At 61.0% G+C, this 25693-nt stretch carries 29 protein-coding genes; 4 read left to right on the top strand and 25 right to left on the bottom strand.

Annotated features, from left to right (window positions below):
* Nucleotides 1-27: 27 nt before the first annotated feature.
* From dgoD to AB4Z20_RS21540, 3 genes are read right to left on the bottom strand one after another with little or no spacing between them, the layout of a single operon-like run.
* Complete coding sequence (dgoD, locus tag AB4Z20_RS21550) at nt 28-1176, bottom strand: galactonate dehydratase (RefSeq protein WP_018613609.1); 1149 nt, start codon at nt 1174-1176, stop codon at nt 28-30.
* A gap of 49 nt (nt 1177-1225) precedes the next feature.
* The gene (locus AB4Z20_RS21545) at nt 1226-1846 is read right to left on the bottom strand and encodes a 2-dehydro-3-deoxy-6-phosphogalactonate aldolase (protein WP_442090562.1); all 621 of its coding nucleotides are present in this window, start codon (nt 1844-1846) and stop codon (nt 1226-1228) included.
* Nucleotides 1847-1865: 19 nt separating this feature from the next.
* Nucleotides 1866-2846, bottom strand: coding sequence for a 2-dehydro-3-deoxygalactonokinase (locus AB4Z20_RS21540; RefSeq protein ID WP_258689005.1), 981 nt, complete (start codon nt 2844-2846; stop codon nt 1866-1868).
* Nucleotides 2847-3034: 188 nt separating this feature from the next.
* Here AB4Z20_RS21540 and AB4Z20_RS21535 point away from each other — a divergent pair, with 188 nt between their 5' ends.
* Nucleotides 3035-3667, top strand: a complete 633-nt coding sequence (locus tag AB4Z20_RS21535) for a glutathione S-transferase family protein (RefSeq protein WP_214509731.1) — start codon at nt 3035-3037, stop codon at nt 3665-3667.
* Nucleotides 3668-3672: 5 nt separating this feature from the next.
* On the opposite strand, the gene AB4Z20_RS21530 is transcribed toward AB4Z20_RS21535, so the two are convergent.
* Entirely contained in the window at nt 3673-4155 is a 483-nt protein-coding gene (locus AB4Z20_RS21530; RefSeq protein WP_442090561.1) for a GNAT family N-acetyltransferase, read from the bottom strand.
* A gap of 117 nt (nt 4156-4272) precedes the next feature.
* On the opposite strand from AB4Z20_RS21530, the gene AB4Z20_RS21525 reads away from it, so the two are divergent.
* The 3 genes from AB4Z20_RS21525 (at nt 4273) to AB4Z20_RS21515 (ending at nt 5771) form a co-directional block, all read left to right on the top strand.
* Nucleotides 4273-4929, top strand: coding sequence for an HD domain-containing protein (locus AB4Z20_RS21525; protein ID WP_442090560.1), 657 nt, complete (start codon nt 4273-4275; stop codon nt 4927-4929).
* An 84-nt stretch (nt 4930-5013) separates the two neighbouring features.
* Nucleotides 5014-5358, top strand: a complete 345-nt coding sequence (locus AB4Z20_RS21520; protein ID WP_258689010.1) for a hypothetical protein — start codon at nt 5014-5016, stop codon at nt 5356-5358.
* A gap of 32 nt (nt 5359-5390) precedes the next feature.
* Nucleotides 5391-5771, top strand: a complete 381-nt coding sequence (locus AB4Z20_RS21515) for a Rho termination factor N-terminal domain-containing protein (protein ID WP_442090559.1) — start codon at nt 5391-5393, stop codon at nt 5769-5771.
* 283 nt (nt 5772-6054) lie between these two features.
* On the opposite strand, the gene araH is transcribed toward AB4Z20_RS21515, so the two are convergent.
* The 21 genes from araH to plsX form a co-directional block, all read right to left on the bottom strand.
* Nucleotides 6055-7023 carry an L-arabinose ABC transporter permease AraH gene (gene araH / locus AB4Z20_RS21510; RefSeq protein WP_442090558.1) on the bottom strand — a complete coding sequence of 323 codons (969 nt, stop codon included), beginning with the start codon at nt 7021-7023 and terminating at the stop codon, nt 6055-6057.
* A 10-nt stretch (nt 7024-7033) separates the two neighbouring features.
* On the bottom strand, nt 7034-8578 hold the full coding sequence (gene araG, locus AB4Z20_RS21505; protein WP_253476814.1) for an L-arabinose ABC transporter ATP-binding protein AraG: 1545 nt from the start codon (nt 8576-8578) through the stop codon (nt 7034-7036).
* A 75-nt stretch (nt 8579-8653) separates the two neighbouring features.
* Nucleotides 8654-9658: a substrate-binding domain-containing protein gene (locus tag AB4Z20_RS21500; protein ID WP_442090557.1), complete on the bottom strand. Its 1005-nt coding sequence runs from the start codon at nt 9656-9658 to the stop codon at nt 8654-8656.
* A 175-nt stretch (nt 9659-9833) separates the two neighbouring features.
* Nucleotides 9834-10652, bottom strand: a complete 819-nt coding sequence (locus AB4Z20_RS21495; RefSeq protein ID WP_442090556.1) for an SDR family oxidoreductase — start codon at nt 10650-10652, stop codon at nt 9834-9836.
* A 236-nt stretch (nt 10653-10888) separates the two neighbouring features.
* A complete protein-coding gene (locus tag AB4Z20_RS21490) occupies nt 10889-11764 on the bottom strand; it encodes an SMP-30/gluconolactonase/LRE family protein (protein WP_442090555.1) in 876 nt (291 codons plus the stop codon).
* Nucleotides 11761-12507: a FadR/GntR family transcriptional regulator gene (locus tag AB4Z20_RS21485; RefSeq protein WP_003204233.1), complete on the bottom strand. Its 747-nt coding sequence runs from the start codon at nt 12505-12507 to the stop codon at nt 11761-11763. Before AB4Z20_RS21485 ends, AB4Z20_RS21490 begins: the two co-directional genes overlap by 4 nt.
* 174 nt (nt 12508-12681) lie before the next feature.
* On the bottom strand, nt 12682-13242 hold the full coding sequence (locus AB4Z20_RS21480) for a DUF1285 domain-containing protein (protein WP_442090554.1): 561 nt from the start codon (nt 13240-13242) through the stop codon (nt 12682-12684).
* 16 nt (nt 13243-13258) lie between these two features.
* On the bottom strand, nt 13259-13864 hold the full coding sequence (locus tag AB4Z20_RS21475) for a DUF4823 domain-containing protein (protein WP_442090553.1): 606 nt from the start codon (nt 13862-13864) through the stop codon (nt 13259-13261).
* Between the two features lie 256 nt (nt 13865-14120).
* On the bottom strand, nt 14121-15089 hold the full coding sequence (locus AB4Z20_RS21470; protein WP_072344211.1) for a GTP 3',8-cyclase MoaA: 969 nt from the start codon (nt 15087-15089) through the stop codon (nt 14121-14123).
* A 153-nt stretch (nt 15090-15242) separates the two neighbouring features.
* The gene (locus AB4Z20_RS21465; protein ID WP_003204240.1) at nt 15243-15881 is read right to left on the bottom strand and encodes a TetR/AcrR family transcriptional regulator; all 639 of its coding nucleotides are present in this window, start codon (nt 15879-15881) and stop codon (nt 15243-15245) included.
* A 384-nt stretch (nt 15882-16265) separates the two neighbouring features.
* Entirely contained in the window at nt 16266-17060 is a 795-nt protein-coding gene (locus tag AB4Z20_RS21460) for a TatD family hydrolase (RefSeq protein WP_077505178.1), read from the bottom strand.
* A gap of 11 nt (nt 17061-17071) precedes the next feature.
* Nucleotides 17072-17428: a PilZ domain-containing protein gene (locus AB4Z20_RS21455; RefSeq protein WP_253476826.1), complete on the bottom strand. Its 357-nt coding sequence runs from the start codon at nt 17426-17428 to the stop codon at nt 17072-17074.
* Nucleotides 17429-17470: 42 nt separating this feature from the next.
* Nucleotides 17471-18457, bottom strand: a complete 987-nt coding sequence (locus AB4Z20_RS21450) for a DNA polymerase III subunit delta' (RefSeq protein WP_253476829.1) — start codon at nt 18455-18457, stop codon at nt 17471-17473.
* A complete protein-coding gene (gene tmk, locus AB4Z20_RS21445; RefSeq protein ID WP_253476830.1) occupies nt 18450-19082 on the bottom strand; it encodes a dTMP kinase in 633 nt (210 codons plus the stop codon). The genes AB4Z20_RS21450 and tmk overlap by 8 nt, the downstream gene beginning before the upstream one ends.
* Before the next feature lie 19 nt (nt 19083-19101).
* Entirely contained in the window at nt 19102-20262 is a 1161-nt protein-coding gene (mltG, locus tag AB4Z20_RS21440; protein ID WP_442090552.1) for an endolytic transglycosylase MltG, read from the bottom strand.
* Between the two features lie 3 nt (nt 20263-20265).
* Complete coding sequence (gene pabC / locus AB4Z20_RS21435; protein ID WP_320389261.1) at nt 20266-21081, bottom strand: aminodeoxychorismate lyase; 816 nt, start codon at nt 21079-21081, stop codon at nt 20266-20268.
* Nucleotides 21081-22325 carry a beta-ketoacyl-ACP synthase II gene (gene fabF, locus AB4Z20_RS21430; protein ID WP_253476834.1) on the bottom strand — a complete coding sequence of 415 codons (1245 nt, stop codon included), beginning with the start codon at nt 22323-22325 and terminating at the stop codon, nt 21081-21083. Before fabF ends, pabC begins: the two co-directional genes overlap by 1 nt.
* A gap of 108 nt (nt 22326-22433) precedes the next feature.
* Nucleotides 22434-22670: an acyl carrier protein gene (gene acpP / locus AB4Z20_RS21425; RefSeq protein WP_003175607.1), complete on the bottom strand. Its 237-nt coding sequence runs from the start codon at nt 22668-22670 to the stop codon at nt 22434-22436.
* A 191-nt stretch (nt 22671-22861) separates the two neighbouring features.
* Nucleotides 22862-23605 carry a 3-oxoacyl-ACP reductase FabG gene (gene fabG / locus AB4Z20_RS21420; protein ID WP_018613558.1) on the bottom strand — a complete coding sequence of 248 codons (744 nt, stop codon included), beginning with the start codon at nt 23603-23605 and terminating at the stop codon, nt 22862-22864.
* A 15-nt stretch (nt 23606-23620) separates the two neighbouring features.
* Nucleotides 23621-24559 carry an ACP S-malonyltransferase gene (gene fabD / locus AB4Z20_RS21415; protein WP_258689022.1) on the bottom strand — a complete coding sequence of 313 codons (939 nt, stop codon included), beginning with the start codon at nt 24557-24559 and terminating at the stop codon, nt 23621-23623.
* 123 nt (nt 24560-24682) lie between these two features.
* Entirely contained in the window at nt 24683-25693 is a 1011-nt protein-coding gene (plsX, locus tag AB4Z20_RS21410) for a phosphate acyltransferase PlsX (protein WP_214509718.1), read from the bottom strand.

Below are 25693 nucleotides of genomic sequence, written 5' to 3'. Positions count from 1 at the left end.
GATCAAACCGAGAGAGTCAGGGCTCACTCACCACTCGGCAAAACTGCCATCGGCATGCCGCCAGATCGGGTTGCGCCAGCGGTGGCCGATGGCTGCGCGTTCGATGACGTATTCCTCGTTGATCTCTATGCCCAGGCCCGGACCATTGGGGATTTTCACGAAGCCCTTGTCGTAGTCGAACACCTGTGGATCCTTGATGTAATCCAGCAGGTCGTTGCTCTCGTTGTAGTGGATACCCAGGCTCTGTTCCTGGATGAACGCGTTGTAGCAGACCGCATCCAGTTGCAGGCACGCCGCCAGGGCGATCGGGCCCAGCGGGCAGTGCAATGCCAGCGCCACGTCGTAGGCCTCGGCCATGTTGGCGATCTTGCGGGTTTCGGTGATGCCGCCGGCGTGGGACGCATCCGGCTGGATGATGTCCACGTAGCCTTCGCTGAGTACGCGCTTGAAGTCCCAGCGCGAGAACAAGCGTTCGCCCAGGGCAATCGGGGTGCTGGTCAGCGGCGCCAATTCCTTGAGGGCTTCGTAGTTTTCGCTGAGCACCGGCTCTTCGATGAACATCAGTTTGTAAGGGTCGAGTTCCTTCATCAACACCTTGGCCATCGGCTTGTGCACCCGGCCATGGAAGTCCACGCCAATGCCGACGTTCGGCCCCACCGCATCGCGCACCGCCGCGACGTTGGCCAGGGCCAGGTCGACTTTTTCATAGGTGTCGAGAAACTGCAGCTCTTCGGTGCCGTTCATCTTCACCGCCGTGAAGCCCCGCGCCACGGCTTCTTTCGCCGCCCGGGCGGTGTCCGCCGGCCGGTCGCCGCCGATCCACGAATACACCCGGATCTTGTCGCGCACCTGGCCGCCCAGCAGGTCGCTGACCGACACGCCCAGGGCCTTGCCCTTGATGTCCCACAGCGCCTGGTCGATACCGGCCAGGGCGCTCATGTGAATGGCCCCGCCGCGGTAGAAGCCGCCGCGATAGAGCACGGTCCAGATGTCTTCGATGTTGCGTGGGTCTTTGCCGATCAGGTAGTCGGACAATTCCTCGACAGCCGCCGCCACCGTGTGGGCCCGGCCTTCGACCACCGGCTCGCCCCAACCGGTCACGCCCTCGTCGGTCTCGACCTTGAGGAAGCACCAGCGCGGCGGAACGATAAACGTGGTCAGCTTGGTGATTTTCATCTTGTTGTCTCTCTTGTCAGATGCAGCGCACGGGGCGCTGGAAAAGTCTTCAGTTCAAGGCGTTCCATGCGGCCACGTAGGCCTTGGCCCGCACCGCCACTTCATCCGCTGTCAGGCCCGGCTTGAACAGCCCGGAACCGAGGCCGAAACCCTTGACACCGGCTTCGACAAACACCGCCATGTTGTCCGGCGTAATCCCGCCCACCGGCACCAACACGGTCCCGGCCGGCAGTACCGCGAGCCAGGCCTTGACCACCGCCGGGCCCATTTGCTCGGCGGGAAACATCTTCAGCACATCGGCGCCTTCGGCCAGCGCGGCAAAGGCTTCGGTGGGCGTGGCGACGCCGGGCGACAGGTACAAGCCCGCCGCTTTCGCCGCGCGCAGTACCTTCGGATCGCTGTGGGGCATGACGATCACTTGGCCGCCAGCGGCTTTCACCTGCTCGACCTGTTCCGGCGTGAGCACGGTACCGGCACCGATCAGGCAATCGGCGGGCAAGGTACTGCGCAGGATGCGGATGCTTTCGTACGGTTCGGGGGAATTGAGCGGCACTTCGATGACGCGAAATCCGGCGCTGTACAGGACTTCGCCGATGGCTGCCGCCTCTTCGGGACGCAGACCACGCAGGATCGCGATCAACCCGTTGTGCGCCAGTGCTTGTGCGAGCATGTCAGATCTCCAGTCAGGTTCAGGGGGCGGTGGAATCGAGCAACCCAGCCGCCACGGCCAGTTGCCACAAACCGCGTTCGGTGGCCTGTTCGGCCAAGACCACCCGGGCGAAGCCGCAGGCGTCTAGGGCCCGTTGATAACGGACACAGAGTTGGGAGTTGCCGATCAGCACCACCGTCGGCAGGTGCAGGCTGTCGCGGCGACGGCGTTGCACCTCGGCCAGCGCCGTCAGCTCATGGCCGATCAGCAGGCCCGAGAGGTAATCGGCCTGGGCGCTGGCCTCCAGTTCGCCGGTCAAGCCCAGGCTGCGAGCGCTGAACACCGTGGACAACGGCCCGATCCGGCCGTCCACCGACAACGCCACCTGTACGCCACGATCAAAGGCCACGCCATCGAAGGTCGTACTCCGTTGCTGGGTGCGGCCAAGAATGCTGTGGTCACTGAGCACGGCGAAGATCTCGCCGGTCATGAAGGTGTCGAAATGCACGATGCAGCCATCGGCCACTTCCACCCATTTCGAATGACTGCCGGGCAAACCGATCAGCACCGCTTCGTCCGGCAGGCTGTGCAAGGCGCCAAGCACCTGGGTTTCTTCACCGCGCATGACATTGGGCAAGCGTGAACGCTGAATCACGCCGGGCACAATGTGCACATCGACACCGCGAAGGCTGCGAACGGTTCGTAGGGAATGTCCGAGATTGGCGACGTTGGCGGGTGTGTCGCAGTACGGCGCTTCACGCCAGCCCTGAGCGCTGCCGACCATGCCGCAGGCAATGACAGGCAAGCCAGGCTGCGCATCGAGCCAATCGCCGCAGGCCTCGTCGAAGGCCAGTTCGAAACCGTCGATGCACACCCGGCCGGCCACGGTTCGCGGCCCGGAAGGCAACTGCATGATCCCCGATGACAGCGAGCGCTGCTCGAGCACCTCGCCACCGGCTGCGAGTTTGTAAGCCCGTAATGAGGTGGTCCCCCAATCGAGCGCGATCAATTGCGCCTGCATCCGCTTCACCTGTTCTGTTTTTTGGCAGTGAGTGGAACGGACTATAAACCTGGGCGCGACAATATCTCAATATATAAATATCACTCCCATATATTGGGATCTAGTAAACCAACCACAAAGCCAATCGCCATCCGTCCAAGACCCTGCTACGTTTCTGAACGGACGCCAAACAACTCAGGGAAAAAGTGATGGGACAACAGCTGAAAATCCTCGGCCGCACTTCCTCGATCAACGTCAGGAAAGTGCTGTGGACCTGCCAGGAACTGGAAATCGCCTACGAGCGCGAAGACTGGGGCATTGGTTTTTCTTCGACCCAAGACCCGGATTTCCTGGCCTTGAATCCCAACGCCCAGGTGCCGGTGATCATTGATGAAAACGGTGTGCTCTGGGAGTCGAACACCATTTGCCGCTATCTGGTGGGCAAACATGGGCGCAACGACCTGCTGCCTGTCGAACCTGCCGCACGGGCGCGTGTCGAGCAGTGGATGGACTGGCAAGCCACAGAGCTCAACCCGTCATGGGGTTACGCATTCCACGCCCTGGTACGCAAGAATCCGGACTTCCAGGACCCACAGCGAATCGCCGCCGGCGTCAAAGGCTGGAACGAGAAGATGGGTTTGCTGGAGCAGCAGTTGAACCGCACCGGCGCCTACGTGGCCGGTACGGCGTTTTCCCTTGCGGATGTGCTCATCGGCTTGTCGGTGCACCGCTGGCGCCAGGCGCCCATGGAGCGTCCCGACTATCCGGCCGTGGCGGCCTACTGCAAACGCCTCGAACAGCGACCGGGGTTTGCCGAGTACGCATCCGCCGCGCACTCATGAAGTGCTCAGTTGCCGTTAGCGAAATCCCGTAGCACCTTGCCGTCCATTCGGTAGCGCACCCACTCTTCCTGTGGTTGCGCGCCGAGGGATTTGTAGAACTCGATGGCCGGCGTGTTCCAGTCCAGCACACTCCATTCGAAACGCCCGCAATCGTTGTCACAGGCAACTTTCGCCAAATGGCGCAGCAACGTCTTGCCCGCCCCGCCACCGCGCTGGTCAGGCGTGATGTACAAGTCTTCGAGGTACAGGCAGTTGCTGCCCAGCCAGGTGGAATAACTGAAGAAAAACACCGCGAAACCGATTGGCACGTCATCACGCAGGCAGATCAACCCGTGGGCCGTTGCGCCTTCGCTGAACAGGCTGCGCTCGATGTCCGCCACACTGGCGATGACTTCGTGGCGGGCCTTTTCGTAATCGGCAAGCTCAGTGATGAAGGCAAGGATTTGAGGCGCATCGCTGGGTTGCGCAGGACGGATCTCGATGGACATGAACAGGCCTTGTAGCCAATTGAAAGCGCCATACTAAGCCGCCACGGGGCGCTCGTCACATATGAAAATGAACATCATCCACGAACCCACGAAGTACCGACATACAAAGGATCTGTCATGACCGCTGCCGTCTTTGCACCTTTTCAAACCGTCGCTGCCCAGTTGCTGCCTCACGCACTGGAGCCATCGGAGGATGGCGCTCACGATCTGTCACACCTGCAGCGGGTCTGGCACAACGTACRCTTGCTCCACCGTCATGAAGGCGGTGACCTGCTTATCCTGCTGGCGGCAACGTTGCTGCATGACTGCGTGGCAGTGGAAAAGAATTCACCGCTGCGCGCCCAAGCCTCTCGCCTGGCAGCGGATAAGGCATCGACACTGTTGTCGACACTGAACTGGCCAAACGAAAAAATCAGCGCCGTTGCGCATGCCATCGAGGCTCACAGTTTTTCGGCCAATATCGCAGCAATCACACTCGAAGCCAAAATTCTCCAGGACGCCGACCGCCTAGACTCATTGGGCCTGCTCGGGGTGGCGCGCACATTCTATGTGGCCGGACGCATGGGCAGTGCGCTCTATGACCCTCAGGATCCGCAGGCCAAATCCCGGGACTACGATGATCGACGTTTCTGCCTCGATCATTTCCAGACCAAATTGTTGCACCTGGCCGACGGTTTCCAGACTGCCACCGGGCAACACATGGCGCTGACCCGTCACGAAAAACTAAAAAACTTCATGGAGCAATTCATGGAAGAAGCCGGACTCGACGACTAGACCATTCGTCGCACCCGAGGCACCAACCCAAATCCAGCGAGGCCCAAGATCAGGTAAGCATTCTGAAAAATGGAGGCGACACCCATGATCACTTCAAGGCTGACCGCGTTCACCTTCGCCGCGTTGCTGTCCTCGGTAGCCTTCGCGGCTTCGACCTCCGGCACCGGGCCGACCGATCCCGTGCAAGCGCCCAACTCCCCCGCCACGCAAGGCCTGCCCAAATTGAACACCGACGGTACCGGCGGCGGCCTGAACAATGGCCAGCCACCCGCCACCGGCACTGATCCGCGCGTGCAGGGTAATGACACGGGTCGTCAGGGCGGCATGAATACACCGGACTCGACAGCGCCTGATAACGCCGAGACCGGGGTGGGCTCGAAAACCACGACCGGTGGTTCGGGCTCCGAAGGTGGCTCCGCCAGCCAATAGCCTCTGCCCGGACATTTGAGGAGGAACATCCCATGCCTCGTGGAAGCAAAGACAAATACACCGCCGAGCAAAAGCGCAAGGCCGCACACATTGAAAAAAGCTACGAGAAAAAAGGTGTGTCCGAGAACGAAGCCGAGGCACGCGCCTGGGCGACCGTGAACAAGCAGTCCGGTGGTGGCGAACGCTCCGGTGGTTCGGGCAAGGAAAAGCCGGCAACGGCCAAGAAAACCGACCGCAAGGAATCGGCCCGCCGCGCCGCCAAGACCCGCGAAGGTCACCCGCGTACCAGCAAAGCCTCCCATGCGACCCAGACGGTGGACAGCCTGATGAAGGAGGCCCGGGCGAAAAACATTCCCGGGCGCTCGAGGATGCGTAAGCAACAGCTGATCGACGCGTTGCGCAAGGCGGGGTGATTGGTGGCGTCAGGGAGGACGCTATCGCGAGCAGGCTCGCTCCCACACTGGGTTCTGTGCTGTGTCGAGGTTCTGCGCCCTGGCACAAAAACCTGTGGGAGCGAGCTTGCTCGCGATGGCGGTGGATCAGGTGAGCAAGTGTTGAATGTACCGACGCCATCGCGAGCAGGCTCGCTCCCACATTGGATCTGTGCTGTGCCGGGGTTCTGCGCCCTGGCACAAAAACCTGTGGGAGCGAGCCTGCTCGCGATGGCGGTAGATCAGTCGCCGGTAATCCTGCCGTCTAGCGCTGTTTCAAGCGGTCGATCACCACCGCCAGCAGCAGGATCGAGCCGCGGATGACGTATTGGTAGAAGGTGTCGATGTTCTTCAGGTTCATCGCGTTTTCGATGATCGCCAAAATCAGCACGCCGGCAATGACGTGGCGGATCATGCCGATACCACCGCTCAACGACACACCACCCAGCACGCAAGCCGAGATCACGGTCAGTTCGAAACCCTGGCCGATCATCGGCTGGCCCGAGGTCATGCGCGACGCCAGGATGACCCCGGCCAGGGCGCCGATCAAACCATGCACGGCGAAGATGATGATCTTGGTGCGATCAACGTTCACCCCCGCCAACAACGCCGCTTCCTGGTTGCCACCGATGGCCATGGTATTGCGCCCGTAGGTGGTGTAATTCAGCAGCCAACCGAAAAACAGAAAGCAGGCAATGGTGATCAGGATCGGCACCGGTACGCCGAACAATTGGCCGTTGCCGAACACGAAGAACGATTCCTGCGACACACCCACCGCTTTGCCGTTGGCAAAGATGTAGGCCAGGCCGCGGACGATCTGCATCGTTGCCAGGGTGGTGATCAACGCGTTGACCCGCAGCTTGGCGATGACGATGCCGTTGATCAGGCCGACGATCAGCCCCATCACCAGCGCCGCGCTGACGCCGAGGAACACGCTGTTGGTGTCGCGCATCACCACCGCCGCGACGACGCCGGCACAGGCAATCACCGAACCGACCGACAAGTCGAAGTGCCCGGACGCCAGGCAATACAACATGGTGCAGGCCGCGATGCCGGTGGTGGAAATCGCCAGGCCCAGGCCGCGCATGTTCAGCGGCGACAGGAAGTTGTCGATCATCAGGGTGCAGAGCACGAAGATGCCGATGGCCGCCAGCAGCATGACCCAGTCATCCAGGAAACGGCGCAGGTCCAGGGGTTTGTGTGCCGTTGGCAGTGCATTGTTTTGAATGGTCATGATTTACCTCTCAGTTCGCCGCGTCGGCAACGCGTTGGCGCGGCAGCGCCAGTTGCAGCAGGTTGGATTCGTTGGCCTGGTCACGCGGCAGCTCGCCGCGCATGGCCCCTTCGCAGAGCACCAGGATTCGGTCGGAAATGCCCATCACTTCCATCAGGTCGCTGGACACCACAATCACCGCGATACCGTCGGCTGCCAGGTTGTGGATAATCTGGTAGATCTCCGCCTTGGCGCCGATGTCGATGCCGCGAGTAGGCTCGTCCAACAGCAGGACTTTCATCGGCATCGACAACCAGCGACCAAGAATCGCCTTCTGCTGGTTGCCGCCGGACAGGTACATGATTTTCTGGCTGGCCGCCGGGGTCTTCACTTTCAGCGACTTGATCTGCTTGTCGGCATTGCCCCGCTCCCAGTCGCCACGCAACAGGCAGCCGAGCGTGGAATGAGACGGGCGCGCACTGATGTTGATGTTCTCGCCCACACTGCCCAACGGGATGATGCCTTCCTTCTTGCGATCCTCCGGGCAGAGCAGCACGCCCGCGGCGATGGCATCCCGAGGTGAACGCAGTTTCAGTTCCTTGTCGTGCAGGACGAGACTTCCTTCGCGCTGACGCTCCAAGCCACTGAGCAAGCGCAGCAGCTCGGTACGACCGGCGCCGACCAGCCCGAACAAGCCGAGAATCTCGCCCTTGTGCACCTGGAAACTCACCGGTTCGCGCAAGCCCGGCCCCAACAGGCCCTTCACGTGCAGCGCCACATCGCCACGCTCCCGAGGACGGTAGTCATAGATGTCCTGGATATCGCGACCGACCATGCACGTGACGAGTTGATCATGGGTCAACTCGCTCATGTTCTCGAAGGTCCGCACGTAACGACCGTCCTTGAACACCGTCACCGCATTGCAGATGCGAAACACCTCTTCCATGCGGTGGCTGACGTAGAGCACCACTTTGCCCTCGTCTCGCAGCCGGCCGATGATCGCCATCAAACGGTCGATTTCCCGGGCAGAGAGGCTGCTGGTGGGCTCGTCGAAAGCAATGACGTGGGCACCACGAGACAAGGCCTTGGCGATTTCCACCAATTGGCGCTGGCCGAGGGACAGGCGACCGACTTTTTCCTGGGGGTCGATTTCGTCGGCCAGGCCTTTGAGCAGTGTCAGCGCCTGTTGGCGCAGCACGCCACGATTGACCAGGCCGAAACGTGCCGGCAAATGGCCAAGAAACAAATTCTCAGCGACGGTCATTTCCGGCACCAGGTGCAGCTCCTGGTGAATCACTGCCACACCGCTGGCGATGCTGTCAGCAGTGCCTTTGAACGCCATCGTCTGTTCGCCGATCTGCAAGTCGCCGCTGCTCGGGATGTAGGCACCGCCCAGGATCTTGAGCAGCGTGGACTTGCCGGCGCCGTTTTCACCCATCAAGGCATGGACCTGCCCCGGATGGGCCACGAAACTGATATTGGCCAGCGCCTGCACGCCGGGAAAGGACTTGCCGATCCCGTTGAATCGCAAGCTGCCACCGATGTTGTGTTGCCGTGTCGCTGTTTGCGCTTGCATAACCACCTCGAACTTACAGAGATCAAGCGACCCCGCCACCCAAGTGACCAGGGCCGCTTTTGAATCAACCGGCCGTCAGTTCCACAGGCCGATTTTTTCCAGCTCTTGCTTGAAGTTCTCCCGGGTGATCAGCGTCACCTCGTCCATGGCGGTGTACTTCGGCGGCTCCTTGCCGGTGGTGATCCACTCGTACATCATTTCGGCGGTCTTGTAGCCTTCGATGTGCGGGCTTGGCAGCATCGAACCGAAGAAGCCGCTGTCAGGTTTCTTCAATTCACCGATAGCGTCGGTGCCGTTGATGCCGATGCCGATCACGTTCTTGGCATTGAACCCGGCGGCTTCGGTGGCGCGCACGCCGCCCAGCACGGTGTTGTCGTTCATGCCGCCGATGATCAGGTTTTTCGCGGCGCTTGGCAGCTTCACCAAGGCCGAGTTGGTGGAGTCCATGCTGCCGGGTACGTCGAGGGTTTTCAGCGCCGCCGTGAGGATGTGATCTTTCGGCATACCGGCATCTTCAAGAGACTTGATCGAACCATCGGTGCGCTTCTTGCCAGTGTCCAGTTCGTTGTAGGTGTTGATCACCGCATAGGTTTCTTTCCAATCCCAGCCGCGTTTTTTCGCTTCAGCGGTCATGGCGGCGCCCTGCTTCTGGCCGACTTCGAACGCGGCCATGCCCAGGTACGGTACGTCTTCCATGAACTTGCCATCGGAACCGACGAAGCGGTCGTCGACAGCGATCACTTTCATGTCATTGAGCTTGGCCTTGGCCACGATGGCCGGGCCGAGGGATACGTCCGGCGGGCAGATCACGAAGCCCTTGGCACCGTTGGCGGCCAGGCTGTCGATGGCCGAGAGGGTTTTCTCGCCGTCGGGTACGGCGATCTTGATCAACTGGAAGCCTTTATCCTTGGCCGCCTTCTCGGCAAACGCCCATTCGGTCTGGAACCAAGGCTCCTCGGCCTGCTTGACCAGGAAACCAATTTTTACCGCCTCGGCCGCCAGCAAGTGGCTGCTGAGGCTGACGGCGGTAACCGCCAGGGCGGCGCGACACAGGGAACGGATCCCACGACGATGTTTCATAGTTGACTCCTTGTTTTTTTTATTGAAAGCCAAACGTCCAGGTTTCTGCTCCACCGTCGGTGGAAATGCGCAGGCTGGGCGGTTACATCAAGTTGCTACACAGCATAGGCCTGAATAGTCATATCGTATGATGATTGGATTACAGGCGAAGTTTCCCACTGCAATCCAGGAATATTCAGTCGTGGTACATGACCGAACGTCCCCCATCGATGGTGATGCATGAGGCATTGATAAACGGTGCTTCGTCACTGGCCAGGAACACGGCCGTCATTGCCACTTCGATCGGTTGCCCGACGCGCCGTGGCGGGTGCAGATCCAGCGCACGCTGGCGTTCGGCATGGGGATCGGCAAAGCCGTTCCAGTAGTCGACGTTCAGTTGGGTTTCGATATAACCCGGGGCGATGGCGTTGACGCGTACCCCTTTGGGCGCGTATTCGATGCCCAGGGCGCGAGTCAGGCCGAGCAGGCCATGCTTGGCCACCGGGTAAGGGAAACAGCCAGGAATGATGTGGGACGAATGGACCGAGGCAATGTTGATGATGCTGCCCACGCCCTGCTCGATCATCTGTGGCAACACCGCCTTGCAACCGTACCAGGCGCCATCCAGGTCGATGGCGAAGCAGCGGCGCCAGTCCTCTTCGGTCATTTCCAGTGGGTCGCGGAAGACATTGACGCCAGCGCAGTTGACCAACACATCGATGCGACCGTGCAGCTCAAGGGCGCGCCGAGCCATGACCTGCAAGTCCTGCGGCTTCGACACATCGGCCTGCAGCGCTTGCACATCGGCCCCGCGCTCACGCCAGTGGGCGGCCACCGCCTCGACCTTCTGCGCCTGGATATCACTGATCACCAACCGGGCCTGTTGCGACGCGAACGCCGCGACGATGGCCTCGCCAATGCCTTGGGCGGCACCGGTCAACAGCACGACCTTGTCTTTCAGGCGCTCGCCCTTCGGTGGCTCCGGCACGGGTGGCAAGACCAAGGGCTCAGCCATGCTTCAAGTCTCCTGCGCGCGGGCACGACAAAAACCGGGCATCCACGGATGACCGGCGCAAAGACGCTTGAAAGAACAGTGGCCGGCGTACGCCACCGGGGCGTACGGGGAAAGATCGTTGCATCACTTCACCTGTTTTGTTTTTTTAGTGTGAGTGCGTATTGCCGATGGAGCCGACTATAAACCCGGCCATCAAATAATCTCAATATATATATTTACATCCCATATTTTGGGATTCAGCCTGCAAACCTTGTACACGCCACGCCAGGCACATCGACACGCATCGACAGCACGGCACCGTCCAGCGGATGACCCAATGGGCTCGCCGCGCTGGTGATGTACAGCGTCTTGAGGTCTTCGCCGCCGAATACACAACTGGTCGGGCGGCTGACGGGCAGTTCGATCACCCGATCGACCTGGCCGTCCGGGCTCAGCCGCAGCAGGCAACTGCCGTCCCAGCGAGCGTTCCAGATATAGCCCCGGGCATCCATCGCCGAGCCATCCGGGCCGCCACGGGGATGGGGGCCGAACCAGACCTCGGCAGGCGCCAGGTTGCCCTCAGCGTAGATAAAGTGCCGATACAACGTGCCATCCAGGCTCTCGCCGAAATACACCGTGGTGCCATCGGGGCTCCAGAGCAACGTGTTCGGAATACCCAGCCCGCGCAGCAAGGGCATGACCCTGCCATCACCGGCGACGCGAAACAGCCCGCCGGAGCGCCGCTCGATCGGCAAGTCCTCGCCTTCGTCACCGATATTGTTCTGCATGGTGCCGAGCCAGAGTTGACCCAGGGCGTCGCAACGGGCCTCGTTGGGACGATTGCCTGGCTGGGGATCGGCCACGCACAGCAGCGTCAGGCGCGGTTCCAGGCCCGGAGAATCGAGATCAAGACGGTAGACCCCACTGCTCAGGGTCACCAAGGCGTCGCCACTCTGGGTCGGAATGAAAGCGGACACATGCTCGGGCATCTGCCAGATCTGTACGTTGGCGCCGATCAGCCGCAGTGCCTGCTTGCCGGCGATATCGACCCAATACAACGCCTGGGTCGGCTCGTCCCAGAAGGGCCCTTCGCCCAACTTCGCCCGGTGTTCCGTCACAGCCGTCCACTTCATTGAAACCTCCCGTTCCCGGCTTGCCCGGCAGCGTCTGTTCGACCGGCCATGACATTGGGGTAAAAGCGTTTGATGGCCAGGTCAGCGTTATCGATCAGGGTCATGCAGGCCCAGACGCCCCGCGCCGCGTCACGGGCGGCGATAGCGTCGGCGATGTCCTTGTGGATGGGCAAAGTGCGGCGCAGCTCATCCGGGTCGGCCGCCGATACTTCGAACGACACCGCCAGCAGCGCTCCGAGGGCCGGGACCATTTGCTCGATGAACTGATTATGGCTGGCCGCGAGGATGCACTCATGGAAAAACTGGTCGGCACGGTTGTAATCGGCGCCGCTGTCCACGGCGCGCTCCAGCGCATGGTAGGCCAGGCGGATCGCCTGCACCTGATCAGCCGTGGCCCGCTCACAGGCCCAGCGCACCGCCATCGGCTCGATGGTGCGACGCAGGTCCAGCAAGTCATCGACAAAATTTTCCGGCAGGCCGCTGCGTGACAGCCAGCCAACCACTTGGGGGTCGAACAGGTTCCAGCGCCGCACCGGCAATACCCGCGTGCCGACTTTCGGCCCGACTTCCAGCATGCCTTTGGCCACCAGGGTCTTGATCGCCTCGCGAATCACCGTACGACTGACGCCCAGTTGCTCGCCCAAGTCCGCTTCGACCTTGATGGTTTGCCCAGGCTTGACCTGGCCGGCGGCTATCCAGCCCCCCAGCCAATCGACGGTCGATGCATGAAAACTGCTGGACATGAAAACCCCGCGGGCCACTCTTATTGGAGGCCCACGCTAATCATCATACGATTGAGTGTCAATTTGAATTTTGCATACCCCTGTGGGAGCGAGCTTGCTCGCGATAGCGGTGGGTCAGTTAAGGAGATGTTGGATGTGCCGGCGTCATCGCGAGCAGGCTCGCTCCCACAGGGGTTATGGTTCCAGGCCTATCGGGAAAAATTCGCCGCTGCTCCACACGCCCAACCAGCGCTGCCCGTCGATCTCGCGGCTGACCGCCAGCTCCACCAGTTGGTAGAAGACATTGCGATGGATCAGCGCTTCGAGATTGCTGCGCACATGCACGTAGGGCGCAGGTTCCTGGGTCTGGGGATCGATCACCACCCGCAGCGGATGCTCGGTACCGGCCTCGGTGGTTTCCTCGACATTGGTGGTGAAGCGCAACAATTGCCCTTCCCCCTGCCCTTCGACCTCAAGGGTCACGGCCACGAACGGCGCGTCATCGACCTTGATGCCGACTTTTTCCACAGGGGTAATCAGGAAGTAATCATCGCCGTCGCGGCGGATGATGGTGGAGAACAGCTTGACCATCGGCTTCCGCCCGATGGGCGTACCCAGGTAGTACCAGGTGCCGTCCCGGGCGATGCGCATGTCGATGTCGCCGCAGAAGTCGGGATTCCACAAGTGGACCGGCGGCAGGCCTTTGGTCTTGGGGATCTGCCCCAGCAAGTCATTGGCTTTTTGCGGTCCGCTCATGGTGACTCCTGATTATTTATTCGTCGCTCATCCCCAGCAGGCTACGGGCATATTCACGCAAAGGCGTGGCGATGAGGTCTTGTGGCTGCTTGTCGTGCAACGTCAGTAAACCGCCACGACTCTTGATCCGTGCAGTATCAATCAAATACTGGGTGCTGGTCTCGATCAACATGATTTGAATCACGCTGGTATCGACACCCAAGCGATCCAAGGCTTCTTCATCCTGCCATTCGTCAGTGTTGCCGATGCGGTTGTCAGCCTTGGCGAAGCGGGTGTACAGCAAATAATGAGCGCCGGCGGAACGGGCCTCGCCCATGGCCTGGTCGAGGCCTTCGGGAACGCGGGCGCGACGGACCATGGGGAAATATTCGATGAAGCCATTGAAGGCTTCCTCGGCCACGACGTTGGGACGCGGATAAGCACTGCCTGGCGGAGCGAAGGAGCCCTGGGCGATGTAGATGAACGAGTCGGGCTGAATACGCAGGTTGTTCACACGACGGCTGTCGCTATGGTCCAGCAGGCCGGCGTCGCTCATGTGATAACGAACGCCCTCTCCCATGTCGCTGACATTCATGCAGCCACCAAGCGCCAAAATGGCCAGCAGCAAAACCAGGCTACGCATCCTACCCTCCAAAGAACCGGTGTCGGAAAACCGGCGAATGGTCGTGGGATGCAGCTTTTGCGCCAGCTTGCAGGATGAAGGTGCGCAGTAACCCGTAGGAGCTGCCGAAGGCTGCGATCTTTTGATCTTGATCTACTGGGCGTTCACTCACGACTCAATGGTTTGGGTAAAGATCGCAGCCTCGTTGCACTCGACAGCTCCTACAGCTCCTACAGCTCCTGCAGCTCCTGCAGCAGAGTGCACCTGGTCGAGTCGGTCAGCCGCCGATGATTTTCATGATGGTCGCCCCGCCGGAGAATGCCACTTCCTGCTTGTCCCCCAACGCCTTGACCAACAAGCGCTGAAGCGCCGGCAAGGCCTGGTGGCGGGGCTTGTCCAGCAGATCGCCGACGAAGTGACGGTTACTCGACGACAGGCAGCCATGCAGCCAACCCGTGGAAGACAACCGCAACCGTGAGCAGGTACGGCAGAAAGGCACGCTTTCGTTGGCGATCACGCCAAAGTGCCCCAGCCCCGGTATCTCATAGCGCACCGCGGTAGCATCTACCGGCGCATCGGCTTGCAGGTATTCGTACTGATCGCCGATCAGGCTGAGCAGTTGCTGGAGGCTGACGAATTGTTGCAGGAAGGCGTTGGAGTCGCTGGCCAGGTGTCCCATGCGCATCAACTCGATGAAACGCAACTCATAGCCACGTTCCAGGCAGTATTCGAGCAAAGGCATCACCTGGTCCAGATTCTGCCCGCGCAACGGCACCATGTTGACCTTGATCTTCATCCCGGCAGCCCGGGCCTGTTCCATGCCGTCGAGCACAGTCGCCAGGTCGCCGCCACGGGCAATACTGCGAAACGCGGCAGGGTCCAGGGTGTCGAGGGAAACGTTGATGCGACGGATACCGGCGTCTACCAGCAAGGGCAGTTTTTTCGCCAGCAACTGGCCATTGGTCGTCAGGCTGATGTCCTCCAGGCCCATCTGCCCCACCGCCATCATGAAACGCTCGAGCTTGGGGCTGACCAACGGTTCGCCGCCAGTGATGCGCAGCCGCTCGATGCCGGCGGCCTCGATCAAATAGGCCACGCCACGCGCCATGGCCTCGGCCGACAGCTCATCCTGCGCAGCCACCAACCGCTTGCCGTCAGGCACGCAATAGGTACAGGCGTAATTGCAGGCTGAGGTCAGGCTTATCCGCAGATTACGGAAACGCCTGCCTTGACGGTCAACGATCATGGATCACTCCGGCACGAGAAAAATCGGACTCACGAAAATTGACCTAGAAATCAAGATTTCGCAAGACCCAAGCCCGAGTATATTACTGGGACACTGCGCCATGTAAGCGGACATGGCGCAATAAGACAGCTGAATGTCTTGGCCTGTGCGGCCTTAGCTGCTCGGGACGTCAGTATCGCGCTTGCGCTTGTTGCCCATGCGCACGCCGATGTCCATCAGGAACTGGAAGAAACCTTCCTGGTCTTCCAGCACGTTGCTCCAGAACGGCGAGTGATACAGCGCCACAGCGCCGTGCACCAGCGCCCAGGCAGCGCAGTAATGGAAATAAGGCGGCACGTCTTCGAGCTTGCCTTCGCTGATCCGGCCCTTGATCAGCAGGGTCAGGCGTTCGAAGTTCGAGGCGCGGATCTTGTGCAGCTCCTCGACCATCTCCGGCACCTGGTTGCCCTTGACCACCTTCTCTTCCAGGCGATCGAACAAGCGGTAGCGCTGCGGGTCGCGCATGCGGAACTCGAAGTAGGCCCGGGACAGGGCCTCCTTGTCCTTGTCCACATCGGCCGAGTGCAGCAGCTCGTTCAAATCGCGCTCGTAGTCGAGCATCAGGCGCAGGTAGATCTCCGCCTTGGATTTGAAATGTTTATAAATCGTGCCTTTGCCGATACCCACGGCATCCGCAATCATCTCGACGGTGACACTGTCTTCACCCTGGTCGAGGAACAACTTGAGCGCGGTGTCGAGAATTTCCTGCTCGCGGCGGCGAAACTCACGGACCTTACGGGGTTCTTTGTGCATAAGAAAAAGGTCTGAAGGGTCAAAATTCGAAGCCGGGTATTATGCCTAACTTACGCAAAAATGCACGGATCATCCGTTCTCGGCCACTGTTCTTCACAAAACCGTACACACCCGGCTCGCCGTTTCCCACGCCAATGCACCGCGCCTGCGAGCTTTGACGACAGTGAGAACTTATCCGAAGCGAGCGTATTCCAAATTTGTTTAAAAACCGCCCCGGCCAGACTGGACGGGTTGGCATACTGATCAATACTTGAACTGTCAGCGCGACATCTCCCCCAAGTGACGCGCTGATGAAGGTACCAACGGACCGCGTACCTTTGTTTTACTCCTAATGGTCTTAACCCGGATTCACCCCCCAGAACCCGGGTTTTTTTTGCATGGAATTCAGGCTTGCGCCGCACGCACGTGAGCCAGCGGAAATAATTGCTTAAAATTTTCCGTCGTCTGCTCGGCAAACCGTTCGTAGGACTCACCGCGCAGCATCGCCAGGAACTCTGCCACTTCCCGTACGTATTGCGGAAGGTTTGGCTTGCCACGATAGGGAATGGGCGCCAGGTAAGGCGAGTCGGTCTCCACCAACAGCCGATCAGCCGGCACCTTGCTGGCTACGTCGCGTAATGCATCGGCATTGCGGAACGTGACAATCCCGGACAAGGAAATGTAATAGCCCATGTCCAGGGCGGCCTTGGCCATGTCCCAGTCTTCGGTGAAGCAATGCAGCACCCCGGCCTGGGGCAGCGCGGCGTCACGCAGCAAGGCCAGGGTGTCGGCCCGGGCGCCACGGGTGTGGATGATCACCGGCTTGCCGGTTTGCCGGGCGGCCTCCAGGTGCAGCCGGAACGACGCCTGCTGCACGTCGGCGGCTTCCGGTTCGTAGTGATAGTCCAGGCCGGTTTCGCCGATGGCGACTACCCGTGGATGGTCCAGCTCACGCAACAGCCAATCGAGCGCCGGCGCAGCGTCGGGCTGGACATCCAGCGGGTGGACACCGACCGAGCAATCGACATCGGCATAACGTTCGGCCAGGGCCTTGACGTCGGCGGCGTTGTCGACGCTGACGCCGATACACAGGAAATGACCGACACCCCGCTCACGAGCCGCGTCCAACGCAGCATCCAGGGAGCCGCCATGGGCAGCGAGGTCGAGACGGTCAAGGTGACAATGGGAATCTACAAGCATAAAAGGCCGGGCTACATCGTATGAGTGGAACGGTCGGACTTCAGGGAGCCGGCCAAGTGGGTTTCGATCTGATTGCGGGCGGAATTGTCGCCGTCGCTGAATTGCACGCCGACGCCGGCGGCCCTGTTGCCCTGGGCGCCTTTGGGGGTTATCCAGATCACCTTGCCGGCGACCGGGATCTTTTCCGACTCATCCATCAGGCTCAAGAGCATGAACACTTCATCACCCAAGCGATAATTCTTGTTGGTCGGAATGAACAGGCCGCCGTTCTTGATGAAGGGCATGTAGGCGGCGTAGAGCACCGACTTGTCCTTGATGGTCAGGGACAGGATGCCGTTGCGTGGCCCGGGACTGACAGGTTCGTTCATGCTGATCTCCGCTGCGATTGAGCTGAGTTTAGGCGGTACCTGTCAGTTTCGACCAGGCAAACTCGCCCACTGCACCAACAGCGCCTCGAGCAACAGCACCCGGTTGAGGTTCGCTTTGCCCAGCACCTTCTGACGTTGGGCAAGAATCCAGTCCTGAATGTTCAAGATTTTATCCTGGCTGCTTTTTTGCGCCAGGTACTGGATCACCTTGCGCATGTCCGCCAACCCCAAGCCTGTCTCGTCCTCGGTCAATTGGTAACGCAGGATCAGGCTCGACCAGTCGCAGAACCAGTCAAACAGCAAGAGCAACGGGATCGCGTTCCAACCCTCGGCCAGTTGCGTGGGGGATTGCTGCTGCTTGAGCAGTTTCTTGACCCCGTCCACCACCAAAGCTCGCTGCTCCCGCACGCCCTGGGCCTGAAGGCTGACAGCCGCCAGGGGCGAGCCGGCCGCCAGGGTCAGCAGCTCGACACGCTCTTCGTCGCTGCTGTCGGGCAAGGCCTGGGCCAGCCACTGCAAGCTCATCGCCTCGCTCGGCAGCGGGCAGGCCTGTTGCACGCAGCGACTCTTGATGGTCGGCAGCAAGCGACTCGGCTGGTGGCTGACCAGCAACAGCACGGTGTCGCCAGAAGGTTCTTCGAGACTTTTAAGCAAGGCGTTGGCAGCGTTGATGTTCATCGATTCGACGGGTTCGATCAGCACCACCTTGCGCCCGCCCATCTGCGAGGTCTGGACCACGAAGCTGACCAAGTCCCGAACCTGGTCGACCTTGATCGCCTTGTCCGCTTCTTCCGGTTCCAGCACGTAATTATCGGGATGGCTGCCCGCCTTGAGCAGCAGGCAGGACTTGCACTCGCCGCAGGCATTCGAGACACCCGGGCGCTGGCACAGCAGGCTGGCCATCAGGCGCTCGGCCAGTGCCCGCTTGCCGATGCCGGCCGGGCCGTGCAACAGATAGGCATGGGCATGCTGGGCACGACCGGCCAGTTGCTGCCAGAGGCTGTCTTGCCAGGGATAGGCTTCAGCCACGGACACGCTCCAGCAAACGCGGCAGCAAGCCGTCCAGGGACTGCTGGACCTGGGTCAGCGGTTGCGCGGCATCGATCAGCAGGTAACGTGCCGGATCGGCCTTGGCGCGACTCAGGAAGGCACTGCGCACGGCATTGAAGAAAGCCTGGCCCTCAAGCTCGAAACGATCCAGGCGACCACGGGCACTGGCGCGGGCCAGGCCGATTTCCACCGGCAGGTCGAACACCAGGGTCAGGTCTGGTCGCAGGTCACCCTGGACGAAGGTTTCCAACGCGGCGATGCGCTCCACGGACAAGCCCCGGCCGCCGCCCTGGTAGGCATAGGTCGAATCGGTAAAGCGATCGCAGAGCACAACGGCGCCACGGGCCAGCGCCGGGCGAATCACCTCGGCCAGATGCTGCGCCCTGGCCGCGAACACCAGCAACAGCTCGGTGTCGGGGTTCATGACCTCTTCAATGGGAGCCAGCAGCACCTCGCGAATTCGCTCGGCCAGCGGCGTACCGCCCGGCTCGCGGGTCAACACCACCTCGATGCCGGCAGCCCGCAGGCGTTCGGCCAGGTATTCGCGGTTAGTGCTCTTGCCGGCGCCTTCCGGGCCTTCCAGCGTTATAAACAAGCCAGTCACAGGCGATCCTTAATCAAAGTCATTGCGGGCTCGGCGGCTCGCTGGCATCCGGTTCGGGAGCAGGCACTTGGGGCGGCACCTGGGGCACGGCTTCCGGCGCCGTGTCGGGTGATGCCGCGGGAATGGGTGCCTGCTCGTCCGGTGTTGCCGGGGCCGGACTGGAGCGGTAATCGGCACGGCGCTTGAGTTGGAATTCGCGCACCGCGTTGTTGTGCGACTCCAGGTCATCGGAAAACACGTGGCTACCATCACCGCGCGCGACGAAGTAAAGGCCATTGCCCGACGCCGGGTTCAATGCCGCATGAATCGCTTCGCGCCCCACCATCGCAATCGGCGTCGGCGGCAAGCCCGGGATCAGGTAGGTGTTATAGGGGTTTTCTTCTTTCAGATGGGCGCGGGTGAGTTTGCCGGTGTAGCGCTCGCCCAGGCCATAGATCACCGTGGGATCGGTCTGCAGCAGCATGCCCAGGCGCATGCGCCGCACAAAGACGCCGGCAATCTGCCCGCGTTCCTGGGGTACGCCGGTTTCCTTCTCCACCAACGACGCCATGATCAACGCTTGATACGGCTGGGTGTAAGGCACATCGGCGGCACGCAGTGCCCACTCCTTGGCGAGCACGTCTTCCAAGCGGTCGTAGGCTTTTTGCAGCAGGTCGACATCCGAGGTGCCGCGCACGAAGCGATAGGTGTCAGGGAAAAACCGGCCTTCGGGAAATATCCCGGAGTGACCAAGACGGTCCATGACCTGGGCGTCGCTCAAGCCGGTGAGGGTCTGCTGGAGCTTTTCATCCTTGGTCAGCGCGGCGCGCACCTGACGGAAATTCCAGCCCTCCACCAGCGTCACGCTGTACTGCACCACTTCGCCGCGTTTCCAGACGCCGATCAGGCCCTCCATGGTCATGCCCGGCACCATCCGATATTCACCGGAATGCAGTGGCTGGTCGGCAAGATTGAAGCGCCAATAGATCCGCAGCCAGAAGGCGTCCTTGATCAGGCCATCGGCTTCGAGGCGCTTGAGGGTTCCGGTCGGGGTGGTCCCGTTGGGCACGTCCAGCAATTCTTCCTGGGTGATGTTCAGCGGCTGTTGCAGCGCCGAATGAATCTTCCAGGCCGAAGCGCCCAACAACAGCCCTGCCAGAACCAGTCCGGTCTCCAGCAGCAGCAAGAATTTACGTCTCACGAATCAAACATCCAATAGCGCACGGGCAAGGGTTTGCAGTTTACGGGTGAGCGGGCCAACCGACCAGCGCGCCGAACTGCATCCGCGTACCGGCCACACGCCATAAACGCTGTTGCAGACGAAGACTTCATCAGCCTGGTGCAGCTGTTCGAGACTGATGTCCGTGATTTGCGTGGCGATGCCCAGGGACTTGGCTTGAAACAATAATTCTGCACGCATCACGCCGGCCACGCCGCAACGGCTCAGGTCCGCCGTGAACAACACGCCATCGCGCACCAGGAACAGGTTGCTGAACACACCTTCGATCACACGTCCGGACGTATCCAGCATCAAGCCTTCGGCGTACTGCCCATCGTTCCATTCGGCACGGGCCAGCACTTGTTCCAGGCGATTGAGGTGCTTGAGGCCGGCGAGCAAGGGCTGCTCGGACAACCGCACGCTGCAGGGAAACAGCAGAACGCCTTGTTCGGCATGGGCGGCGGGATAAGCGGCGGGTGGGCTCCCTTGCAAGATGCGTCGGGCCGGGGTCGAGGGATCTGCGGCATAACCGCGCAGACTGTCACCACGGGTCACGATCAGCTTCAGCACGCCGGCGCCCAGGCAGCGGGCATAGGCATTCAACTCGGTGCTCAACGCGCTCATGTCGACGTTGAGCGCCAACCGCTGGCAACCGGTTTCCAGGCGTTGCAGGTGACGCTCCAGCAACACTGGCGCGCCATCGTGCACGGCGAGGGTCTCGAACAACCCATCGCCGTAAGCCAGGCCGCGATCTTTCAGCGACAGGACGTCGGCCGGCTGACCGTCGACCCAGCTTTCCATCAACCAGCGAACCGGCGGAACACCAGCGAACCGTTGGTCCCGCCAAAGCCGAAGGAGTTGGACAGCACCACATCGATGTCCATGCTGCGGGCAGTGTGCGGCACGAAGTCCAGGTCGCAGCCTTCGTCCGGCTCATCGAGGTTGATGGTCGGCGGCGCTGTCTGGCTGTTGATCGCCAGGACGCTGAAGATCGCTTCCACCGCTCCAGCCGCACCCAGCAGGTGACCGGTCATGGACTTGGTCGAGCTGATCGCCAGCTTGTAGGCGTGTTCGCCGAACACGGTCTTGATCGCCTGGGCTTCGGCCAGGTCGCCGGCCGGGGTCGAAGTGCCGTGGGCGTTGATGTACTGCACCTGCTCGCCGTTGAGCTTTGCATCACGCAGGGCGTTGGCGATGCAACGGGCAGCACCGGCGCCATCGGCCGGTGGCGACGTCATGTGGTACGCATCGCCACTGGTGCCAAAGCCGATCAGCTCGGCATAGATGGTCGCGCCGCGCGCCTTGGCGTGCTCCAGCTCCTCGAGCACCAGCGCACCGGCACCGTCGGACAGCACGAAGCCATCGCGACCCTTGTCCCACGGCCGGCTCGCGCGGGCGGGCTCGTCGTTGCGGGTCGACAGCGCACGGGAAGCACCAAAGCCACCCATGCCCAGGCCGCAAGCCGCCATCTCGGCGCCACCGGCAATCATCACGTCGGCTTCGTCGTACATGATGTTGCGCGCGGCCATGCCGATGCAGTGGGTACCGGTGGTGCACGCCGTGGCAATGGCGTAGTTAGGTCCCTGGGCACCCAGGTGGATGGACAGGAAACCGGAAATCATGTTGATGATCGAGCCCGGCACGAAGAACGGAGAAATCCGTCGCGGCCCCGATTCGTGCAGCGTGCGGCTGGTTTCTTCGATATTGGTCAAGCCGCCAATACCCGAACCCATGGCCACGCCGATGCGTTCACGGTTGGCGTCGGTGACTTCCAGCCCGGCGTTGCGCACTGCCTGGAAACCGGCTGCCAAGCCGTATTGAATGAACAGGTCAAGCTTGCGAGCTTCCTTGACCGACAGGTATTCCTCGACATTGAAGCCCTTTACCGAGCCGCCAAAACGGGTGGAATAGGCAGAAAGGTCGGTGTGTTCGATCAGACCAATGCCACTGCGGCCAGCCAGAATGCCCTGCCAACTGCTCGGCACATCCGTGCCCAGTGGCGACAACATACCCATACCGGTGACTACGACGCGTCTACGCGACACAGCACTCTCCTTTTTCTAATGACGACTTTGCATCAGGCCTAAAGAAAAAACCGCACGCCGTGATGGCAGTGCGGTTTTTCCATGACAGCTAGCGACGACTAAAAACGATTACGCCTGGTGGCTGGTAACGTAGTCGATAGCAGCTTGTACAGTAGTGATCTTCTCAGCTTCTTCGTCAGGAATCTCGGTCTCGAATTCCTCTTCCAGAGCCATCACCAGCTCAACAGTGTCAAGGGAGTCGGCACCCAGGTCTTCAACGAAGGAAGCGGTGTTCACAACTTCTTCTTCTTTAACGCCCAGTTGCTCGGCAACGATTTTCTTGACGCGCTCTTCGATGGTGCTCATACCTTGTTTTCACTCCTAATGGACAAATTCAGGCAGCTGGCCGGTGGGTAAGTGTATAGAAGAACTTTTCGGTTTTTCAACCGAAAGCTTCACTCCTCAAACCCTGCGGCCCGCCGTCTATAAATTGATTGCAGCTTTATAACGGATTTTAGACAGCTCGTATGACATTTTTTTGAAGCAATCCGTCACATTTAACTCATGTACATCCCGCCGTTTACCGGGATTGTAGCCCCGGTCACGTATGCCGCACCGTCCGACGCAAGAAAAGCGACCACGGACGCGATTTCTTGAGCTTGCCCCAGACGACCCAGGGGAATCTGCGTCAACAAGGCTTCACGCTGTGCTTCTGGCAGTTCACGGGTCATGTCGGTGTCGATGAAACCCGGTGCAACCGAGTTTACCGTAATCGAGCGCGAACCCACTTCACGCGCCAGCGCACGGCTGAAACCTTCCAGACCGGCCTTCGCCGCAGCATAGTTTACTTGGCCTGCGTTGCCCATGGCACCCACAACCGAACCGATACTGATAATTCGACCCCAGCGAGCCTTGGTCATGCCACGCAAAACGCCCTTGGACAGCCGGTACAGACTGTTCAGGTTGGTGTCGACGACGTCGAACCATTCGTCATCTTTCATGCGCATCATCAGGTTATCGCGGGTGATACCGGCATTATTGACCAGGATCGCCGGCGCACCGAACTGCTCCTGAATGCTTGCCAGCACCGCCGCAACGGATTCGTCGCTGGTGACGTTCAGCTCAAGACCGGTGCCTTGGATGCCGTTTTCCTTCAGGGTCGCAGCGATACGCTCGGCGCCCGAAGCGGAAGTCGCGGTGCCGATAACGATGGCGCCTTGACGACCCAGTTCCAGGGCGATGGCCTGGCCGATGCCGCGGCTTGCACCGGTCACCAGTGCAACTTTACCTTGCAGACTCATGCAAGCTTCTCCTGTTCAGGCCTGCGCTGCACGGGCGGCAGCGAAGGCGTCTGGGGTGTTGAGGTTGGAAGTCGACACGCCTTCGGCGCAGCGTTTGTTCAGGCCTGCCAGCACTTTGCCAGGGCCGCATTCGACCAGCTCGGTCGCGCCCTTGGCCGCCAGGGCCTGCACCGATTCGACCCAGCGAACCGGCTTGTAGAGTTGCTCCAGCAGATCACGCTTGAGGGTCTCGAGATCCGGCGCCACGTTGGCGCTGACGTTCTGCACCACAGGGATCTGCGGGGCCTTCCAGTCGATGGCGGCAATGGATTCGGCAAAGCGCTCGGCAGCCGGACGCATCAGCTCGCAGTGCGACGGCACGCTGACCGGCAGTGGCATGGCGCGCTTGGCACCACGGGCCTTGCAGCCCTCGATGGCGCGCTCGACAGCAGCCTTGGCGCCGGCGATGACCACTTGGCCCGGGGAGTTGAAGTTCACCGCACTGACCACATCGCCTTGCGCCGCTTCGGCACAGGCGGCCAGCACATCGGCGTCTTCCAGGCCGAGGATCGCGGCCATGCCGCCCTGCCCGGCCGGAACCGCTTCCTGCATCAACTGGCCACGACGCTCCACCAGTTTCACCGCGTCGCCCAGGCTCAGGCTGCCAGCGGCTACAAGGGCGCTGTATTCGCCCAGGCTGTGACCGGCGACGAATGCCGGACGCGCGCCGCCTTCAGCCAGCCACAGGCGCCACAATGCGATCGAGGCGGTCAGGATGGCTGGTTGGGTTTTATCGGTTTGATTGAGGCGCTCTTCCGGCCCTTGCTGGGTCAGCGCCCAGAGGTCATAGCCGAGCGCATCGGAAGCTTCTTTGAATGTTTCGAGGATCAGCGGGTATTGCGCGCCCAACTCGGCCAGCATGCCGAGGGACTGCGAGCCCTGTCCTGGAAAGACGAATGCGAGGGAAGCAGACATGAAAACAAAGCCCCTAATGATCTTGTCGTCAAAAATTGACGCCCCTGGGGGCGTTAGCAAACTGAAAGTTGGATGGCGGCTTGAACCGACCGGTCACATTTAAGCATTGTCGGACGAAAACGCCTAAGTTAACAAATCCTCGAGGCGACCGTGCAGGCGCTCCGGCAGGTTTTCCTGGATCTCGATCACCGCCCGGTTGATCGCGCTCTGGAAACCCTGCACGCCCGCCGAACCGTGGCTCTTGATCACGATCCCCTGCAACCCGAGGAAACTCGCACCGTTGTGCCGCGCCGGTGCCAGGTCGGCCTGCAACCGACGCATCAATGGCAGCGCCAGTGCGCCGACTGCCCGCGAGGCGAAGCTTTGCTTGAACAAGGCCTCGATGCGCTGGCCGATCATGGTCGCCAGGCCTTCGCTGGACTTGAGCAGGATATTGCCAACGAAGCCATCGCACACCACCACATCGGCCTCGCCACGGTACAAGCCATCGCCTTCGACGAAGCCGATGTAGTTGATGCCGCGCGCGCCCTGCAGCAGCGTGGCCGCCAGCTTGACCTGCTGGTTGCCCTTGATGTCTTCAGTGCCGATGTTCAACAACGCCACACGAGGACGCACGATGCCCAGGGTTTCTGCCGCGACCGAGCCCATCACCGCAAATTGCAGCAAATGCTCGGCACTGCAATCGACGTTGGCCCCCAGGTCGAGCAACTGGCAAAACCCACGCTGGGTCGGGATCGCCGCCACCATCGCGGGCCGGTCGATACCCGGCAAGGTCTTGAGTACGTAGCGCGACAGCGCCATCAGCGCACCGGTATTGCCAGCGCTGACGCATGCCTGGACCTTGCCATCGCGCAGCAGCTCAAGGGCTACCCGCATCGAGGCGTCAGGTTTGCCGCGCAGGGCCTGGGCCGGCTTTTCGTCCATGGTGATGATTTCGGACGCCGGAGCAATCGTCAGGCGCGCGCGATCGACAGCCGATTGGCCGCTGAGCATTTCTTCCAGGAGGGAGGGTTGACCGACGAGGGTCAGGTGCAGCGAGGGCGTAGCATTCAGACAAGCAAGGCTGGCCTGAACAATGCTGCGGGGACCGAAGTCCCCGCCCATTGCGTCAATCGCGATGACTTGAGCGGACAA

The sequence above is a fragment of the Pseudomonas sp. KB_12 genome, from assembly GCF_052114545.1.
In the GTDB taxonomy this organism is placed as follows: domain Bacteria; phylum Pseudomonadota; class Gammaproteobacteria; order Pseudomonadales; family Pseudomonadaceae; genus Aquipseudomonas; species Aquipseudomonas brassicacearum.
Note: the sequence above shows the minus strand (reverse complement) of the source record. Positions and strands in the feature narration are given on the sequence as shown.

What these genes read in the sequence shown, in the direction of transcription:
- AB4Z20_RS21540 (WP_258689005.1), bottom strand. Translation starts at nt 2,846, where the DNA reads ATGCAGGCGCAATTGATCGCGCTCGATTGGGGGACCACCTCATTACGG.
- AB4Z20_RS21485 (WP_003204233.1), bottom strand. Translation starts at nt 12,507, where the DNA reads ATGTCCAGCAGTTTTCATGCATCGACCGTCGATTGGCTGGGGGGCTGG.
- araH (WP_442090558.1), bottom strand. Translation starts at nt 7,023, where the DNA reads ATGACCATTCAAAACAATGCACTGCCAACGGCACACAAACCCCTGGAC.
- fabD (WP_258689022.1), bottom strand. Translation starts at nt 24,559, where the DNA reads ATGTCTGCTTCCCTCGCATTCGTCTTTCCAGGACAGGGCTCGCAGTCC.
- AB4Z20_RS21480 (WP_442090554.1), bottom strand. Translation starts at nt 13,242, where the DNA reads ATGAGCGGACCGCAAAAAGCCAATGACTTGCTGGGGCAGATCCCCAAG.
- AB4Z20_RS21500 (WP_442090557.1), bottom strand. Translation starts at nt 9,658, where the DNA reads ATGAAACATCGTCGTGGGATCCGTTCCCTGTGTCGCGCCGCCCTGGCG.
- AB4Z20_RS21520 (WP_258689010.1), top strand. Translation starts at nt 5,014, where the DNA reads ATGATCACTTCAAGGCTGACCGCGTTCACCTTCGCCGCGTTGCTGTCC.
- AB4Z20_RS21470 (WP_072344211.1), bottom strand. Translation starts at nt 15,089, where the DNA reads ATGATCGTTGACCGTCAAGGCAGGCGTTTCCGTAATCTGCGGATAAGC.
- AB4Z20_RS21460 (WP_077505178.1), bottom strand. Translation starts at nt 17,060, where the DNA reads ATGCTTGTAGATTCCCATTGTCACCTTGACCGTCTCGACCTCGCTGCC.
- AB4Z20_RS21465 (WP_003204240.1), bottom strand. Translation starts at nt 15,881, where the DNA reads ATGCACAAAGAACCCCGTAAGGTCCGTGAGTTTCGCCGCCGCGAGCAG.
- acpP (WP_003175607.1), bottom strand. Translation starts at nt 22,670, where the DNA reads ATGAGCACCATCGAAGAGCGCGTCAAGAAAATCGTTGCCGAGCAACTG.
- AB4Z20_RS21545 (WP_442090562.1), bottom strand. Translation starts at nt 1,846, where the DNA reads ATGCTCGCACAAGCACTGGCGCACAACGGGTTGATCGCGATCCTGCGT.
- AB4Z20_RS21530 (WP_442090561.1), bottom strand. Translation starts at nt 4,155, where the DNA reads ATGTCCATCGAGATCCGTCCTGCGCAACCCAGCGATGCGCCTCAAATC.
- AB4Z20_RS21535 (WP_214509731.1), top strand. Translation starts at nt 3,035, where the DNA reads ATGGGACAACAGCTGAAAATCCTCGGCCGCACTTCCTCGATCAACGTC.
- AB4Z20_RS21515 (WP_442090559.1), top strand. Translation starts at nt 5,391, where the DNA reads ATGCCTCGTGGAAGCAAAGACAAATACACCGCCGAGCAAAAGCGCAAG.
- fabG (WP_018613558.1), bottom strand. Translation starts at nt 23,605, where the DNA reads ATGAGTCTGCAAGGTAAAGTTGCACTGGTGACCGGTGCAAGCCGCGGC.
- araG (WP_253476814.1), bottom strand. Translation starts at nt 8,578, where the DNA reads ATGCAAGCGCAAACAGCGACACGGCAACACAACATCGGTGGCAGCTTG.
- AB4Z20_RS21475 (WP_442090553.1), bottom strand. Translation starts at nt 13,864, where the DNA reads ATGCGTAGCCTGGTTTTGCTGCTGGCCATTTTGGCGCTTGGTGGCTGC.
- AB4Z20_RS21495 (WP_442090556.1), bottom strand. Translation starts at nt 10,652, where the DNA reads ATGGCTGAGCCCTTGGTCTTGCCACCCGTGCCGGAGCCACCGAAGGGC.
- AB4Z20_RS21455 (WP_253476826.1), bottom strand. Translation starts at nt 17,428, where the DNA reads ATGAACGAACCTGTCAGTCCCGGGCCACGCAACGGCATCCTGTCCCTG.
- pabC (WP_320389261.1), bottom strand. Translation starts at nt 21,081, where the DNA reads ATGGAAAGCTGGGTCGACGGTCAGCCGGCCGACGTCCTGTCGCTGAAA.
- AB4Z20_RS21490 (WP_442090555.1), bottom strand. Translation starts at nt 11,764, where the DNA reads ATGAAGTGGACGGCTGTGACGGAACACCGGGCGAAGTTGGGCGAAGGG.
- dgoD (WP_018613609.1), bottom strand. Translation starts at nt 1,176, where the DNA reads ATGAAAATCACCAAGCTGACCACGTTTATCGTTCCGCCGCGCTGGTGC.